The organism is Brucella sp. NBRC 113783, assembly GCF_040372265.1.
GTDB classification, from domain to species: domain Bacteria; phylum Pseudomonadota; class Alphaproteobacteria; order Rhizobiales; family Rhizobiaceae; genus Brucella; species Brucella teleogrylli.
This window is the reverse complement of sequence record NZ_BAABRX010000016.1, coordinates 18,681-34,505: the sequence shown is the minus strand read 5'-3', so window position 1 is coordinate 34,505 and position 15,825 is coordinate 18,681. Positions and strand designations below refer to the sequence as shown.

Sequence of the window (15,825 nt, the reverse complement as noted above, 5' to 3'; positions counted from 1 at the left end):
CAAGTATGAGGTATCGACCATTGGCGACGGGATGACCGAAATGGGGGTCGGAAGCTGTTGGACCGTTAAGCGCGTCATTGCAGATATTACCGTACAATTCACACGCATTCCAAAGCGGTCATTCCGCTTTTTTGCTGCTAACGACCGTGAAGGGTGGGGAGCGGAATGGCAGGTTCTGGAAAACTGCGCTGGGAAAGCCGCCTTCCACTGGTAATGGAGTTTGGACGACAACGCACGACAGTCCGAGTCGGTTGTTCCTCCCTCAGCCTCCAGCCGCCTTATTCTTCCGGTGATCCGCTAGTTGTTCCCACAAGCCAAGTACAAGCAGAGAGTGGATCAGGAGATCGCTGATCACTGCATTGATCATACCGCGCTCAAGCGTGCCATGTGCAATCGAATTCCGCAGGTTTAGTCCCCGAGGATCGGAGTATATAAGCTTGAAATAGAGCGTCAGATCAGCGCCGAGGATGTCCTTAACGGCCTTATTTCCGAATATTTCACCCATCCCAATAGCGATCTCGCGGTCTGGCATAGTTGGGTGCTTTTTCGTCACGGGTTCACCCAGTTTACCGGCGATAGTGCGAAGTGCACGCTCCACCTGGGGGACCAGCACATGGATTGCTTTCATGTGATCGCGAGCGAACCACGCGCCCACGCCTTCGAGTAGGAAGCTGGAATCTTCGAATAGGCTCGAGCGCTCAGCAAACCCGGTAACCGCATATGGGTTGAGTCCGTGTTTCTCGATCGCTGACTGCAGCGCGCGGTGCAGGTATGGTGAAGTCCACTGCACATTCTGCTGGGCATGATGGATTATACGTCCATCAAGATCGTCTTCTACGCCTCCAAGCATAGCGGCTTGATGATCTTTCGCCATTATCGCGATGGGAATAAAGTCCATGATCGAACCCTCGCCGTCATCCCCACCCTTTTTGATTTGGGCCTCTATCTGCGCGACCTCGGGCACAAACTGGTTCGCAATCCTGGCGAAAGTATGCAGCGGATTGTCGGTGACCACCGTGGAGACGAATATATCCATTTCCTCCTTCGTGATCGTCTGAGTCGTCTCAAACGTCTGCATTTCCTCACGAGACGCTTCGATCGCCTTTATCCGCGCGATCCTCGCTCGTTTGGCATCCTCTTGCTTGCCGGCATCGAGATAGGCGTTTTCGGCGCTCTGGAGCATTGAGGACGCGCGTAGGTTGTCACCGAGACGGGCGGTGTGCTCGAAAGCCCTACCCACTGTCTCCTGAAGCCGGACCACGTCCGGGCGGCTGCCGACGCGATTATAGTAGGCCTGCAGCCGTTCGGAGACGCTCTCGAGTTGGAAGGGGTCAAACCTTTCAGGGTTCGCAGTGTCTGCGTATTCAGCCGCCAGCCCCTCTAGGCTCTGGGCGAGGTGGGCACGTCTGTCATCGGTCAATGCCTTATCCCCAATCAGGCGGTCGTAGGTCTTCCACCACCACCCCTCTCCCGCCACGGCTTTATCATGAAGCTGCAAGAGCATGACGATCGCTGCCTCGGATCGGTCGTTGTCCCGAACTTGGCGAGCGATATCGAGTGCCCGGCTGGCTGACGCGATCTGCTCATGAAACTCTGTGACGAGACCGCTAGACACGCCTTCGAGATACGCATCAACGGCAGCGATGGCATGGCGAAAATCCGGTTTAGCATTGCCGACCGTCCTCGCAAGCTCCCAGCATAGGTCCGCGTAGCGAGCCTGCAGTCCGGGGTGCTTGAACTGACCGACACGACTGGCCCAATGCCGGAAGATCGCTTCATCGACCTGGTCGACAGCTGGCGCGAATGCCTTCTTCCCGTCGATGCTGATCCATGAGCCGAACGGGCCGAAGTAAGAATGCCACGGCTCAAGGCCCCAAGCTTCAGTTGTCAAGGTCCATGCGACGAGTTCAGCAAATGCACCGGCATTTAGGTCAACGTCGAGTTCGTTCCCGAGCTTCGTGCGGGCCTTCATCAACTCCGTCTGAAAGTAGTGAGATGGAATCGGCTCCTGTCGTTTTTCCACATCAGCGATAATGTTCTCGAATTCTACCGGTACCTTCATCTGTCCCTCCGAAATTTGCCTCTTTATGGATAGACGAAATCGGAACTTTGTGCTGCTCAAATGTCCTTTGGACTAGGGGCAGTTTACGAGAAGTCATCAATGATTTTGGAACGTCCGATTTGAGGTCGCAACCGGCCGATCGGCAATCCGCTTTATTTCTGTCATACATGCGGGCTATGAGATCCCCCAAAAGCAGCCAGTCGATTTATTTTAGCTGATGGTCCTGTTTGTGGTAGAAAAGAGAAAGGCGCTTTTGGCTGCTAGAACTAGGAAGTAGCTATTTACTGAAGCCGCATACCCTTATGTCCCGGGCTCTCAATGTTGATGTTAATATAAGCGCACATTTCATAGACAATGTGCGAGGCTCAGTACATATAGAGATCTCCCTGTCGTTACCAACTGCATCGCTTTCTGATGACATCTCCGGGATCTTGCCGATGCCTTGAGACAAAGACCTGTTTGGTCAACCGTTGCGAACCGCCCGCGTCCCGGTGGTAACAACTCGGACGGATGATGTTTATTGTGCAGAGCCTTAACTTGCGCAGCGCGCAAACCGCAACTCGAAGGATTGATCATGCAGGATGTCGCCCAACTTCGCATTGAGGCCGCTCACAAGAAAGTTGCGGAGGTGTTCTCGAAGGATTACTCCTTCACGATTCCGGCGTATCAGCGCCCCTATGCGTGGGAGACCACCCAGGTTGAAGAACTGCTGACCGACCTTTCGGATGCCATGGGGCCGGAGTCGCGGTCGGACGGGTTCTATTTCCTTGGAAGCATTGTTCTCGTCAAAACGCATGGCAGTCCTGACTCACGCGTCGTGGACGGGCAACAGCGCCTGACAACGCTGACTATCCTCTTCAGCTTGATACGCGACTTGACGGAAGATCCTGTGAAACAGGCCAGCCGCGAGACCTATATCAAGCAAGTCGCCAACGAGGACGAAGGCATCCCCGAAGCGTTGCGGCTTCAACTCAGGCAGAAGGACCAAGCGTTCTTCGAGAAGCATATTCAAACACGGGGGGCTACCGAAAGTCTTCCGTCGGCTGATGGCCACTCCGGGGCGAAGGCCCGGATCATCGAGAACGCCACGACCATTCGTGCGAAGCTGGTGGCGATGGGCGAGGACAAACGGAGCGAGCTTCTGCGTTTTCTCCTGCAGAGCTGTTACCTAGTCGTTGTGGAAGTGCCGACCCAAACCGCCGCCCGCCGCATCTTCACAGTGCTCAACGCCCGGGGGATGGACCTTTCTGCGACCGACATCCTCAAGGCCGACCTTCTTGAGCGCGCAGGCGAGTTGAGAGAACGCCACCTTTCCCAAAGGTGGGAGGACATCGAGGTCGCCCTTGAACGCGGAAAGTTCGGCGATCTGTTCACCCACATTCGGATGATCTTCGAGCGCGACAAACCGCGATCCGCGCTTGAGAACGGGTTCCCCGAGCAGGTGCCGATCTTCCGCGATGACCCCGTAGGGTTCGTCGACAAAGTCCTAGAACCCTATGCTGACGCTTTCACGTTGTCGCAGAATGACGCTGAACTCAGAAAACGGTTCGGACCCAAAACGGCCGACCTTGTGCGATCACTGGATAGGCTAGATAATAAGGACTGGCTTCCGCCGCTGATACTCTGTCTGAGGCAGAGTAACGAGGGCAAACGGGATGATGTTCCGGACATCGTGTTCCAGCTTGAGAGGTTGGCCTATTACCTCTTCATGGTTCGAGCGGACGTGAACACGCGTATGTCGCGATATGCGGACGTGCTGGATGCGTTGGAACCGCTTTCGGAGCTAAAGCCCAGAGTCAGCGTGAAGGATCGCTCGACAGGTTTCACCCTCACCCAAGCCGAAGCTTTTGCTATGTTCAACGCCCTAGACGGTGACGTGTATCTCGCAACGCGAGTAGTGAAACCGATTTTGTTGCGGCTAGAGCAAGCCTCAACGGACGGATCGGCAATCTATGACTATCCGACGATTTCGGTCGAACACGTCTGTCCACAGACCCTCCCGGACAATTCCCAGTGGGGAGAGTGGTTTTCCGACCTCGAAGCGCACAGTTCTTGGCTTCACACGTTGGGGAATCTTGTGCTGCTGAATTTTCGAAAGAATGCGGCAGCCCGAAATTTCGAGTTTGATGTCAAGAAGAGCCAATACTTCGCGCCTGGAAATTCAAGCGCATTCACTCTGACTAACGAGGTGCGCGCCTATTCGACATGGATGCCCTCAGATATTCGAGAACGCCGGGAAATTCTATTGCGGCGCTTGGCGAAAGATTGGCGTTTGGACGACACATTCGAACGATGGTGGATAGCCCAATGACCCCGCCGCCCTTCGGTATTGACGTTCACGCCGAGAACGGTAGCCACAGACGCGAATACTCCTACGGCCCACGGATCCAGCTTTGCGAAAACACTGACCCGACGCTGTTCCTAAAGAAGATCACGGCCGGCACGCCCTATTACGACCCGGCGATCAAGATCGAGAATATCTCGTCCGCAAAGCCGGCGATCAAGTGGCGGAGCCAGTTCCGGATCCGCCACGAAGCGCTGGCCAACATGAAACATAAGTCTGAGGTAGTGAATCTGGTGCTTTAGATTAAACCAGAGAACTTATTGAACTTCGACAACCGGCACGCCAGATTCCTGTAGTTTCTCCAGAAACTTGGCGACGTTGCGGAGCCCCTTGGAGTCCTCCGTCAGGGAGAACTTGAGCCTTTCCCGAGCACGCGACAAGGCGACGAAGAACACGTTCACGTCGTCGTCGCTGTTCCAGAAGGCATCGTCATTAAACTCCGTGAATATCACCGTATTGTATTCCAGCCCCTTCGACTTGTGGATCGTCATCAGTCTGACGACATTCTTTCCTTCCACAGCCTCTACGGCTTCGGACATACTGCTGGCTGGCCGCAGGCATTCGTCGAGAAAATCAGCCAACCCGGCGATTATCTTGTTCAGGTAATAGGGATTTGAATATTCCTTGAAGGCCTTGGTAAACTGGCTCCGGCGCCAATCAGGCAATGATAGTTCGAGAATTTGCGCTGCCGAAAGCTGCTGCGTTGTTTTACCTGCAGCGAGTTCGGCCAGATCTTTTGTGATTTTCTGAACCGTGCGCAAGCTCTCTGCATTTCCGCGTTCGGTGTTGATGTCATCACCCTGCAATTCGGCAACGATGTCGCGGCAGGTCTGGAAAGGTGTTCCATCCCTCACCTGAAATGCCATTTTTAGGGCTGACACGAGGAAACGTGCAACCGGTTCTTTCACAAGGTCCTGGAGCGCGACAGGGCCGTAGTTGCGGGCATCGTTACGCACTGTCAGGCCGGCATCTGCAAACGGTTGAGTAAGCCGCTCTTCCAATTTATCAACCCAAAGTCGTGCGAGGATTACAAAATCATGGACCTTCAGTTCCGGATCCGCGTCCAAGGCAGACTTGATATATCTGGCAAGGAATGCGCTCTCTTTGTCCCGCGTGGGAGACACCCATATCTCCGCTGCGTTCTCTGGCACCGGATCGTGTTCGCGAGCAGCTGTCGTCGGGACGGGATCGTCCTCAAACATTTCGGAAAGCGAGTTAATGAGCGCGACAATACGAGCATTGGATCTGAAATTGAAAAGCAGCCGTTGGCTGGATGCTCCAAAGTCGGCGTTGAACTCACCAAATATCGCTGGCAGGGCGCCAGCCCAGCCCATAATCGCCTGATTGGTATCGCCAACTGCCGTCACGACAGAGCTGCTATTGTGGAAGGCCGCTTTCACCAACGCATACTGGTGCCCGGTTACATCCTGAAACTCGTCCATGAAGACATGGGAGTAAGTCGCACGGATCGCGGCGAGGATCGTTGGTTGTGAGTTAAGTATGTGAACCGCCAGCATCTTCACCATGGCGAAGGTGAGAGCGGATTTTTTCCCTCGATAACAGTACCGCCACCACAATCTCCGGATATGCTCACCTTGTTCGGTGACAGGGTGGGAAAAGCTTGGGAATGCCTTATGCACAAGCTTGGCCAGACTGCCATCGTTGTAGTTATCAACGCTGGGCTCGTTCTGGCGACAAGACTGCCGGAAGTCCCGCCAGATATCCTTGTTGGGGAAGACTATGTCGTAGTCTGCAGATGGCCGTATGTTCTGCGGCAATGCCTCTAGGAATTGGTCAAGCAGTCGTTTGGCGAAGCCGTCAAGCGTGAGGGATTCAAAGCGGCGTGCAGCCTCGGGCGTGTTCCGCTTCTCGACCCGTTCCTGCAAATTACGGGCTGCGTCCACCTTGAAAGCTATCGCAAGGATCCGTCTTGGAGGAGGGCATTGTCCGGTGGTTAGCAGGAACGAAGCGCGTTGTGCCAAGATTTCCGTTTTGCCTGAACCAGGCCCCGCCAGAACGGACATTGACTTCACTGATTTGACGACCTCGAGTGCCACCCCTTCTAGGGTTACCCCGCCAGATGGCGTCCAGTCATCGGGGTTGACATAACTCATGCGCCTGTCTCCGGCCGCACGGCTGCGTGCGTACGGATGAGTTCCTCCGCACGCTTGACCAAAGCACGGAGTGGTTCCGGGCATTTCACCTTAAGGTCTTCACGCTTGATTTTTGCGAACGCCAGCAAGTGCGAGCCTGGTTTCGATCCAGACTTGAACAACGCCTTGTAATTGTGAAGCTCTTGCGGCGTAGCGGATTTTCCAACTGCCGTCAGCTCCGATACACCAGGTCCCTTGTCGCCGAAAACCGCTTTGGCAGTCTTGTCCGGTTCGTCCTTGGTTGCGTCATAGGCCGTCTCGGGAACATAAGCCTCTGGAAAGGCTTGCATCATCATCATGTCCAGATCGACAGGATCGGAATAGAAAATATTGTTCGCACGTGGCCAGTGGAGCCAATTTGGGTATGACGTTGCATTTAGCGTGCTGTTATTAGGCATGCTTGCTACTTGGGCGGGCTCGAGCACTTTTGTGGTTACGTTCTCAAGCTTGGGAACATACCCCGCACCAAGTGCTGCTAGCCATTGCACCATGTTTTTCAGGCGTCCCATCCCACCGCCATGGCGCCCAAGGTCGAAGTCCAGCAGCGTGATATGCGGAATCTGCAGGCCATTCAGAAGTCTCCACAAATGCTGGGCATGTCGGCCTCCGATCGAGACATAAGCGATGAATGACGGATCAAGACTGACGCCCAGTGCGTCGGCTACCTTCGGAATAACGACCCTCTCGGTGTCTCCTTCGCCAATGATAACCAGTTTGGCGAAATAGATCTCGGGGTTTGCAAGGATAACCTGCTGAAGGAATTTGTCTTCCTCGCTCTCGGCCGCCGGCAAGGGTAGCGGGAGTACTGAGGATGTCAACGAGGCGCTATCATTGCGGAAATAGCGTACCTTTCTCGGCGGGACACGACCGAGAATGCTGGTTGCGTGCGACGTAACAACTGACTGTGCGGCACCGGTTGTATTCAGCTGGTCAAGCAAGGCCATAAGGCGCGGTAGGTAGAATGGCGCGAGATGGTTTTCCGGTTCTTCCAAGGCGAAGATGGTGAGCGGCGGGTGAACAAAATCTGCGATTTTGAAACCGCCTAGCTGGCCGGGCAATGCCTTCTGCATATCCCACGAAATCTGGTGGAGCGTTGCTGAAAGAGCGAAATACAACAGCGACATCTGACCTTCGCTGAGCTCGTCAAGCAAACGACGTCCGCCGCCGGGCGATTTCTCGAACTTGAGGGTAAGATCGCGGATCAGCTTCTCGAACTCTGTAGCCACAACGCTAATGGTTGGATCTGCATCATAGTGGCCGTCATGCAATGACTTCCAAAACCCGCCCAATGTGGCCGTGACCTGCTTTATGGCATCAGTGTCGTTCAGGTTTTTCTCGAGATCGTCGGCAAAGCCTACCGACTTCTCTTTTGTATCGGCCGTCCAGTCGGCCGATCGCTCAAGCCGCTGCAGCACGTTCTTTAAGGCATACTGGCTGACACCACGAGAATCGCGGTGGGCAGGGATATAAACGACCTCTGCGTATTGCGTTGGCCGACCACGTAGTGGTGTTTTGCATTCGTCATCAGGACCGAACGGCACATCATCAAGTGTCCGCACGGAATAGAGCTTCACCTCGAGATCGCTTTCCAGCGACTGCGAGCGCTGATAGTGGCACTCGAGCCTGATCCGAACCTTCAGCTTTTGGTCTGTGGCGCTGAAAAACAAATCGTTGAACACCGTCGGAATCGCTGTTGTTGTGTCGAACCCGAAGACCGCATCAATCACGAGTTCGCGCTCTTCCAGATTGTTGACGTCTTCACTCAGGCCAAAATGAATATCCGAGCGCCTGATCTGACGATCGCCGGGATTTGGTGAGAAGAGCCGCTTTAACGCCTCCAGTGCAGTCGTCTTTCCTGATCCGTTGTTGCCAACGAACGCATTTGTGCCGGGGAGCAAGCTTATTTTTGTTCCGGGGTCACCGTAACAACGGAAGTTTCGAAGCTGGAGACTTTCAAGGTGCATCGCGGGATTTTCATTGTGAATCGACTGCTTATAAATTGGTGCGCTTGAAGTGGTTAGGCAATCAAAAATTGCTCAGGGCGTTATCTTGTGTCCGGTTTCCCACTGCTAGCTTGGTGAGCAGCGTCATATATGATGATGTGCTTTAAAGTATGCGGGAGAACACCATGGCTGAGGTCACACTCATCGACCTGTGACCTGTGTAATCTGGGCTTATGCGGCCCAAATCTTAAAGAGTCGAGTCTGCCATGCTGACCGCAGCTCAGCGGCGGCTATGCCACTCGCAGGTCCTGAAAGCTGTCATTCCGCTCCCGGCCCCATTCCCGTCGTTAGAATTCGATGATTTTCACTGGCAATGAAGTCAGCCGCCGACTTTTGTGCTCTAGTATCCTATGGCTGCACCAGCGACGGCTCGACTATCGATTGCGCCATAATAGCGGTTGTCGCCGCCTTTTTCGATGGCTGCCATATCCTTGCCACCGACAAGAATACCGGCTGCCTCACCCCAGACCGGCCAGTCATGGTCCTCACCAACCGTATAGCCCATACCGGTCAGTAGCCTGATCGTATCCGGCGAAAGAGCGTTTGCTTCCATATAGACCCGGTCGGGCAGCCACTGGTGATGGATGCGCGGGGCGTCAATTGCCTCCTGAATGTCCATGCCGTGGTCGATGACATTCATGATCGCCTCGAGCGTGATCGTGATAATGCGCGAACCGCCGGGACTGCCAATAACCATGAACGGTTTGCCATCCTTCGATACAATGGTCGGGCTCATCGACGACAAAGGTGATTTGCGCGGTTCAATGGCATTTGCTTCGCCTTGTATGAGACCATAGAGATTGGCCACGCCCGGTTTGATGGTGAAGTCGTCCATCTCGTTGTTGAGAAGAATGCCGGTGCCTTCGGCCACCTTGGCCGTGCCGAACGATCCATTCAGCGTATAGGTCACCGCAACAGCATTGCCGTCCTTGTCCACGATGGAATAATGCGTGGTTTCGTTGGACTCCTTGAATTCAGCCGGTTTCAGCGACTCGCTGACACCTGCGCGATAAGGATCGATACGACTGCGGATTTCTGCGGCATAGGCCTTGCTGGTGAGTTTCTCGATTGGATTATCGATGAAATCAGGGTCGCCCAATGCCGTGTTGCGGTCCACATAGGCATGGCGCATCGCTTCCACCATCAAACGCGTGGTTTCCGCCGAGCCATAGCCGAGATAGGAAATCGGATAACCCTCCAGCACGTTAAGGATTTCGCAGATGATCAGCCCACCCGAAGACGGCGGTGGCGATGAAACGATGTCATAGCCGCGATAGCTGCACTTGACCGGTTCCAGCTCGCGGACTTTGTATTGCTCGAAATCGGCCTTGGCGAGAATACCGCCTTTTTCCTCGCTCGACTTGACGATCAGATCGGCGATTTCGCCCTGATAGAAGGCTGCCGGACCTTTTTCCGAAATGGCCGAAAGCGACTTTGCCAAATCTGGCTGGACAAGCTTTTCACCCAAGGAAAGCGGTTTTCCGTCTTTCAGGAAGATTCTCGCCGCTGCCGGGTCTTTCGCCAGTCTTTCATTGCCGTCGGCAAAGGAGAGAATATCGCCCAGCTCCAGCGTAAAGCCGTCCTTGGCGAGTTTTAGTGCTGGATCAATCAGCTCCTCGCGCTTGCGGGTGCCATATTTTACGCGTGCCTCCTCGAGGCCAGCCACCGTGCCTGGCACGCCGATGGCGAGATAGGTTTCAGTACTGGCGCCCTCGACCGGCTTGCCATCCTTGTCCAGATACATGGTCTCAGTGGCGGCGAGCGGCGCGCGCTCGCGAAAATCCAGAAAGGTGCTCTTGCCGTCCTTGAAGCGGATCGTCATGAATCCACCCCCGCCGAGATTACCGGCAGTCGGATAGACAACCGCCAGCGCATAGCCGACCGCGACTGCCGCATCGACGGCGTTGCCGCCGTTCTTCAGCACATCGATACCGACTTGCGAGGCAAGATGCTGGGCCGTAACCACCATGCCATTCTGGCCTTCCGCCGGGGCTGGCGATGCCGCTTGAGCCAGAGGTAGATGACTTGCAATGGCGATGACAGTGGCAAGGGAAAGCGATTTCAGTGCGTAATGCTGCATGTCTTTCCTCCCAAGAGTTCTCCCGGATGGGTATCCGGTAACATCGTCAGCAATATTGATTGCAAAAGCAAGCAGGAGAAAATTATCCTGATTGATGTTGTGAACAGGGAGTGGGCGATACCAACTGGCCAACTTGCGGAATGACGTGGTGATTTATTGCTTCAGACTTTATTGCAATGTCTGCAATTTTCGGGGGCTGCGTCGGACTGATTAGCACCTTCCGCTCATTGCTTAGCGCTAACAATAGCTTAGAAAGACCTAAAGCTCAGGTCGCGGGTTCATTTCCCTTCAAGGCGTTTAGGGAACTCGATTGTTGCGGTTGAGAAGCTTGGCCCAGATTCTTGACTGACAAGCCGCACATCGGCTAACGGCGGAGTCAGCATAGAACACTTCGTTGTAGACGAATGGCTAAAAATTTAACCCAGAGAATGCACCGAGCGACACGTAAATATTTCTCGACTTAAAGGCTGGCAAAAAATCGGTCGGGTTCGAGTAATCCTTCTGATGCGTTGAAATAATCGGACAATCGCTATTTAATATTCATTCTATTATGAAATCTTAAAAATATAATGAATATACTGTTAAGAATAAATATGCTAAAATTTCTTGCAGACAAGAAGCATAATTGTTTCTACGTTGAATAGGATCCGATCCTCAAGAGCAGATTTTGCCATTAAATCGCGCTCAAAAATTATTGAACCTGTAAACCGGTTTGTCAGATAGTAATAGCTAACCGCGGCAATCGTAATATTCAGTTGCACAGGGTCGATGCCTTCACGAAAAACACCGTCCCTTACTCCTCGCTCCAATAGTTCCGCGACCATACTGACAAGCTTGCGACTGGAAGCCCGAACGATTTCGGATTTCTTGAGATGCTTGGCTCGATGCAGATTTTCGCTGTTTACGAGCGTGAGGAATTCGGGATTCTTGAGATAATACTCCCACGTAAAGCGCACGAGCCTTTCGAGCGCGGCTTTTGGATCAAGGTCCTTGAGATTTAATTTTTGCTCCGCAGCGCGAATTTCAAGATAAACGTTCTCTAACACAATGCGGAAGAGATCTTCCTTGCTTCCGTAGTAGTGATAAATCATCCGCTTGTTGGATTTGGCCTTTTCAGCAATATCGTCCACGCGGGCGCCGCCCAAACCGTTCTTTGCAAATTCTTTTTTTGCAGCTTCCAGAATGCGCAGCTTTGTAGCCTCGGCATCGCGGATACGTGGTTTTTGGCCTGATTTTTCTTGCTGCTCGCTTGTCACGCTCAAGGCCTGTCCTCCGCTGGGGTTGGTGTGTGCAATTTACTCATACACGTACGAATCGCGTGTCGTCAAAATCGAACCGTTAACACGACACGCGCAAGTTCATTGTAAGCCACTTGACGAGAAGTGCAATAATGCAGTAACCAGTTAGTGCGTTATAGGAGTGGCGCCGATCACGGATAGCGGACGAACGAACTCGCCAATGTCGAGCCAGTCGCAGCCCGGGATACGTTTTCAGACGGAATTCGGGAGGAACATATGTCAAGCTTCATAAAAGATTTTATTGAGCGTGAGACGCTTAACCGTCGGAATTTTCTTTTCGCCGCTGCAGCCGGATTGGGCACTGTTGCCATACCAGGAGTTTTCGGGCGTGGTGGGGCGCTGGCTGCATTGAGCGATCCCGCGATTGCGTGGAGCTATCGCGACCGCGCATCAGCATATTGGAATTCGGTCGTTTCGGGCGGCGAAGCCTTCGTGGAATCGCTTGGAAGGCCAAAAACGGCGCTAGTCAGTCTGATCAACGAGGGCTCGACTGAAAAGTCGCTGGCAGACATCAAGGCGTTTCTCGCCAAGAGCAATGGCAATTGCGCGATAGCCTGCGATCCCAACGATAGCCCCAATGCGCGTCCCGTGGTTGAAGCAGTCCAGGCTGCTGGCGGTTTTATTTCCACGATATGGAACAAAACCGACGATCTGCATCCCTGGGACTTCGGCGATAACTACGTCTCCCATATGACGTGGTCCGATGAGAAGCCGGCCGAGGAAACCGCGCGCATCCTTTTCGAAGCCATGGGCGGAGAGGGCGGCGTTGTGCATCTTGGGGGTATCGCTGCCAATAATCCGGCTGTTGAACGCCTTAACGGCTTAAAAAATGCCCTGAAAGATTTCCCGAACATCGAATTGCTCGATGCACAGCCTGCCGACTGGGATACCCAGAAGGGTGCGGCATTGATGTCTTCCTTTCTTACGCGATACGGCGACAAGATCAAGGGTGTGCATTGCGCAGCTGACAATATCGCTTACGGCGTTATTGAAGCCCTGCGCGCTGAAGGCATCGAGAATATGCCGATCGTAGCCTATGACGGCAATCCGGAAGCCGTGCAAATGGTGATGGAAGGCCAGCTTCTCGCTACGGTATTTACCAACCCCCATTGGGGCGGCGGCATCAGCGCTGCGCTCGCCTATCATGCCGCGATTGGAACCTTCAAGCCTTCGGAGGAGCCAAAAGAACATCGCGAGTTTTATGGGCCGACGATCCTCATTACCCAAAAAGATGCGGCCGAGTTCAAGGCCAAGTATCTGGATGCGGTTCCCGCATATGACTGGAAAGATTTCTGGGGTCCAACGAACGGTCAGATCAAATACTGATCTTTGTCGATTGGCGACGGTCAGAGTGCCGTCGCCATTTTTCCCAGTTCAGACTTCATAGGAAGAGGTAGTCCGACGTGGCACGTCATCTATCGCGCGAAACCTTGATCAAGTGGGCACCGCTTTTGGTGCTGATAGCTCTTATCATTCTTTTCACTGCGCTCAATCCCACATTCTTCTCGGTCAGGAATTTCGCACGCATTGCCATTGCATCGGCTCCGGCACTCATGGTGGCTGTGGGTGTGACTTTCATAATCATAATGGGGTCGATCGATCTCTCCATGGAAGGGGCGATTTCACTGACAGCGGTCTCGTTTGCCTTTGTCTTCGCTTATTTCGGCGGATCCTCGACAGGTCTCGGATGGATTGCCCTTCCGATAATATTGATGCTTGGCGGTTTCATAGGCCTATTGAACGGACTTGTGCATGTTAAGCTAAAGATACCGTCTTTTATGGCAAGCCTTGCCATGGGGTTCGTTGGAACAGGGGCCGCGATCCTGCTCACAGGCGGAGATATCGTCAGAGTTAGCGATAGCGCTTTTCGGAGCTTGCTGACCGTTCGCTGGCTGGGATTTCCATTGATGGTTTACATTGCGGCTTTTTTCTTCCTCGTGGCCTGGTTCATTCAGACGCACACCACGCTTGGGCGCAATTTTTATGCGGTCGGTGGCGGTGAGGATCTTGCTCACGCATCGGGTCTTAACGTCAAGCGCGTCCGTATTGTGGGCTTTGCGCTTGCGGGTATTTTCTATGCCATCGCCGCCATACTGGTTGTGGCGCGTATAGGCCAGGCGGAATCGGTAACAGGTGCAAACTTCATGTTCGTGTCCATCACTTCCGTTGTGGTCGGTGGTGTGGCTCTCTGGGGCGGAATCGGGGGCGTGTGGAATGCGCTCGTGGGCGTGTTGATCGTCAATGTGATAGACAACGGACTGGTCGTTATTGGCCTTCCCGATTTCATTCAGGACGGCGTGCTCGGTCTCCTTGTTATTGTGGCGGTTGTGTTGTCGACCGACCGCAAGATGGTCTCCTTCGTCAAGTGAGGTGTGCACTATGTATGAGCTCAAATCCCTCGACAAGAAATTCCCAGGCGTTCATGCCCTGAAGGGTATCAATTTTCACATCAAGCGCGGCGAGATCGTCGGATTGGTCGGCGAAAACGGCGCCGGTAAATCTACTTTGATGAAAGTCATTTATGGCGCCTATCAACCGGACGGAGGACAGGTGCTCATCAATGGAACCCCCGTTCGCTTTGCTAATCCGCGCCAGGCGATGGAAAAGGGTATCGGGATGGTGTTCCAGGAGCAGTCGCTCATCCCGAACCTCACTGTGATGGAAAATATCTTCCTTGGTTACGAACGCCAGTTTGTGCGTTTTGGCGTCGTCAACTGGAAGGCAATGGCAAAAGCGGCGAGCCAACAACTTGCCAAGGTAAAGCTTGATATCGATCCGACACTTGTCACGTCGAAACTGTCATTTGTTCAGCGTCAGTTGGTGGAATTGGCTAAGGTACTGACTCTGGAAGAACGTGTCGCCGGCGATCTTGTCATTTTGCTCGACGAACCCACCTCGGTTTTGTCAAAGGAAGAGGTCGGGCTGCTTTTCAAACTGGTACGAGAACTGACAACGCGTGCGTCCTTTATATTCGTCTCTCACCGTATGGATGAGGTGATGGAACTTTCTGATCGCATCTACGTCATGAAAGATGGCCAGGTCGTGGATGTTGTTGGTCGCGGCGGCGCGAGCGCCGAAGAAATCCAGCATAAGATGGTGGGGCGCAACGTCGACAAACAATATTACCGGGAACATCTCCAGAAGCCTTTTGACGCTGCAAATGTGCTTGTCGAGATGGAGAATGTCGGCCTGCCTGGCCCGGTCCGCGATATCTCGTTCAAGCTTCATGCCGGCGAGGTGCTGTGTTTGGTCGGCACGGAAGGGTCGGGCCGCGAGGCAATCCTTCGGACAATCTATGGCATGTTGACGCCGTCAATCGGATGCTTGCGGATCAAAGGGCAGGAGGCGAATGCTTATTCTCCGCGCCAGTCGGTTGCCAATGGCGTTGGCTATGTGCCGCGCGAGCGCAAGATTGAAGGCATTGTGTCCGGCATGAATGTCTATGAGAACATGACCCTTTCACAAATGAAGAAGCATTCAAACGGCGGTGTTCTGCGGGTCGCGGAGGAACGAGCCCTTGCCCGTGACTGGATCGACAAGCTGTCGATCAAAGCTCATTCCGAGTTTGCCGATTGTGGCAATCTCTCAGGCGGTAATCAACAAAAGGTTGTGCTGGCCAAATGGCGTTCAGGCGGTTCTGACATCATGCTTCTCGATCATCCCACCCGAGGTCTCGACATCGGCGCCAAGGAAGACGTCTACGACATGATCCGTGAGATGAGCGCGGCAGGAGTTGGGATCGTTTTGGTTGCAGATACGCTGGAAGAAGCGATTGGATTGTCGCACACCATTGTCGTTCTCAAGGATGGGCGTATCCAGAAATGCTTTTCGGCCGACCCGGCTTCCAAGCCGACGCCGTTTGATCTGCTGCATTATATGATCTGA

General features: G+C 53.7%; 10 protein-coding genes. 5 read left to right on the top strand and 5 right to left on the bottom strand.

Translation table 11 applies throughout. The features are described 5' to 3' along the window. Positions 1-262: 262 nt before the first annotated feature. The gene (locus tag ABWW11_RS24020) at positions 263-2,062 is read right to left on the bottom strand and encodes a DUF7380 domain-containing protein (protein ID WP_109366370.1); all 1,800 of its coding nucleotides are present in this window, start codon (positions 2,060-2,062) and stop codon (positions 263-265) included. Positions 2,063-2,636: 574 nt separating this feature from the next. Between ABWW11_RS24020 and ABWW11_RS24015 the strand changes: the two genes are divergently transcribed. Together ABWW11_RS24015 and ABWW11_RS24010 are read left to right on the top strand one after the other, a co-directional pair. Beyond that, complete coding sequence (locus tag ABWW11_RS24015; RefSeq protein ID WP_109366369.1) at positions 2,637-4,373, top strand: DUF262 domain-containing protein; 1,737 nt, start codon at positions 2,637-2,639, stop codon at positions 4,371-4,373. Beyond that, positions 4,370-4,648, top strand: coding sequence for a hypothetical protein (locus tag ABWW11_RS24010; RefSeq protein ID WP_109366368.1), 279 nt, complete (start codon positions 4,370-4,372; stop codon positions 4,646-4,648). The genes ABWW11_RS24015 and ABWW11_RS24010 overlap by 4 nt, the downstream gene beginning before the upstream one ends. Positions 4,649-4,663: 15 nt before the next feature. Here ABWW11_RS24010 and ABWW11_RS24005 read toward each other — a convergent pair whose 3' ends face one another. The 4 genes from ABWW11_RS24005 to ABWW11_RS23990 form a co-directional block, all read right to left on the bottom strand. Beyond that, the gene (locus tag ABWW11_RS24005; protein WP_181375987.1) at positions 4,664-6,520 is read right to left on the bottom strand and encodes a UvrD-helicase domain-containing protein; all 1,857 of its coding nucleotides are present in this window, start codon (positions 6,518-6,520) and stop codon (positions 4,664-4,666) included. Further along, positions 6,517-8,523 carry an ATP-dependent nuclease gene (locus ABWW11_RS24000; RefSeq protein ID WP_109366366.1) on the bottom strand — a complete coding sequence of 669 codons (2,007 nt, stop codon included), beginning with the start codon at positions 8,521-8,523 and terminating at the stop codon, positions 6,517-6,519. Before ABWW11_RS24000 ends, ABWW11_RS24005 begins: the two co-directional genes overlap by 4 nt. A gap of 379 nt (positions 8,524-8,902) precedes the next feature. Continuing rightward, a complete protein-coding gene (gene ggt / locus ABWW11_RS23995; protein ID WP_109366365.1) occupies positions 8,903-10,642 on the bottom strand; it encodes a gamma-glutamyltransferase in 1,740 nt (579 codons plus the stop codon). Positions 10,643-11,238: 596 nt separating this feature from the next. Further along, on the bottom strand, positions 11,239-11,904 hold the full coding sequence (locus ABWW11_RS23990; RefSeq protein WP_109366364.1) for a TetR/AcrR family transcriptional regulator: 666 nt from the start codon (positions 11,902-11,904) through the stop codon (positions 11,239-11,241). Positions 11,905-12,156: 252 nt separating this feature from the next. Here ABWW11_RS23990 and ABWW11_RS23985 point away from each other — a divergent pair, with 252 nt between their 5' ends. The 3 genes from ABWW11_RS23985 to ABWW11_RS23975 all read left to right on the top strand — a co-directional run bounded on the left by ABWW11_RS23985 (position 12,157) and on the right by ABWW11_RS23975 (position 15,825). Next, complete coding sequence (locus tag ABWW11_RS23985) at positions 12,157-13,266, top strand: sugar ABC transporter substrate-binding protein (RefSeq protein ID WP_109366363.1); 1,110 nt, start codon at positions 12,157-12,159, stop codon at positions 13,264-13,266. A 77-nt stretch (positions 13,267-13,343) separates the two neighbouring features. Continuing rightward, positions 13,344-14,309 (top strand): ABC transporter permease, encoded by a 966-nt coding sequence (locus ABWW11_RS23980; protein WP_109366362.1) that lies wholly within the window; start codon positions 13,344-13,346, stop codon positions 14,307-14,309. A 10-nt stretch (positions 14,310-14,319) separates the two neighbouring features. Next, on the top strand, positions 14,320-15,825 hold the full coding sequence (locus tag ABWW11_RS23975) for a sugar ABC transporter ATP-binding protein (RefSeq protein WP_109366361.1): 1,506 nt from the start codon (positions 14,320-14,322) through the stop codon (positions 15,823-15,825).

Coding starts and splice junctions, on each gene's coding strand:
- ABWW11_RS24020 (WP_109366370.1), bottom strand. CDS start 2,062: ATGAAGGTACCGGTAGAATTCGAGAACATTATCGCTGATGTGGAAAAA.
- ABWW11_RS24015 (WP_109366369.1), top strand. CDS start 2,637: ATGCAGGATGTCGCCCAACTTCGCATTGAGGCCGCTCACAAGAAAGTT.
- ABWW11_RS24010 (WP_109366368.1), top strand. CDS start 4,370: ATGACCCCGCCGCCCTTCGGTATTGACGTTCACGCCGAGAACGGTAGC.
- ABWW11_RS24005 (WP_181375987.1), bottom strand. CDS start 6,520: ATGAGTTATGTCAACCCCGATGACTGGACGCCATCTGGCGGGGTAACC.
- ABWW11_RS24000 (WP_109366366.1), bottom strand. CDS start 8,523: ATGCACCTTGAAAGTCTCCAGCTTCGAAACTTCCGTTGTTACGGTGAC.
- ggt (WP_109366365.1), bottom strand. CDS start 10,642: ATGCAGCATTACGCACTGAAATCGCTTTCCCTTGCCACTGTCATCGCC.
- ABWW11_RS23985 (WP_109366363.1), top strand. CDS start 12,157: ATGTCAAGCTTCATAAAAGATTTTATTGAGCGTGAGACGCTTAACCGT.
- ABWW11_RS23975 (WP_109366361.1), top strand. CDS start 14,320: ATGTATGAGCTCAAATCCCTCGACAAGAAATTCCCAGGCGTTCATGCC.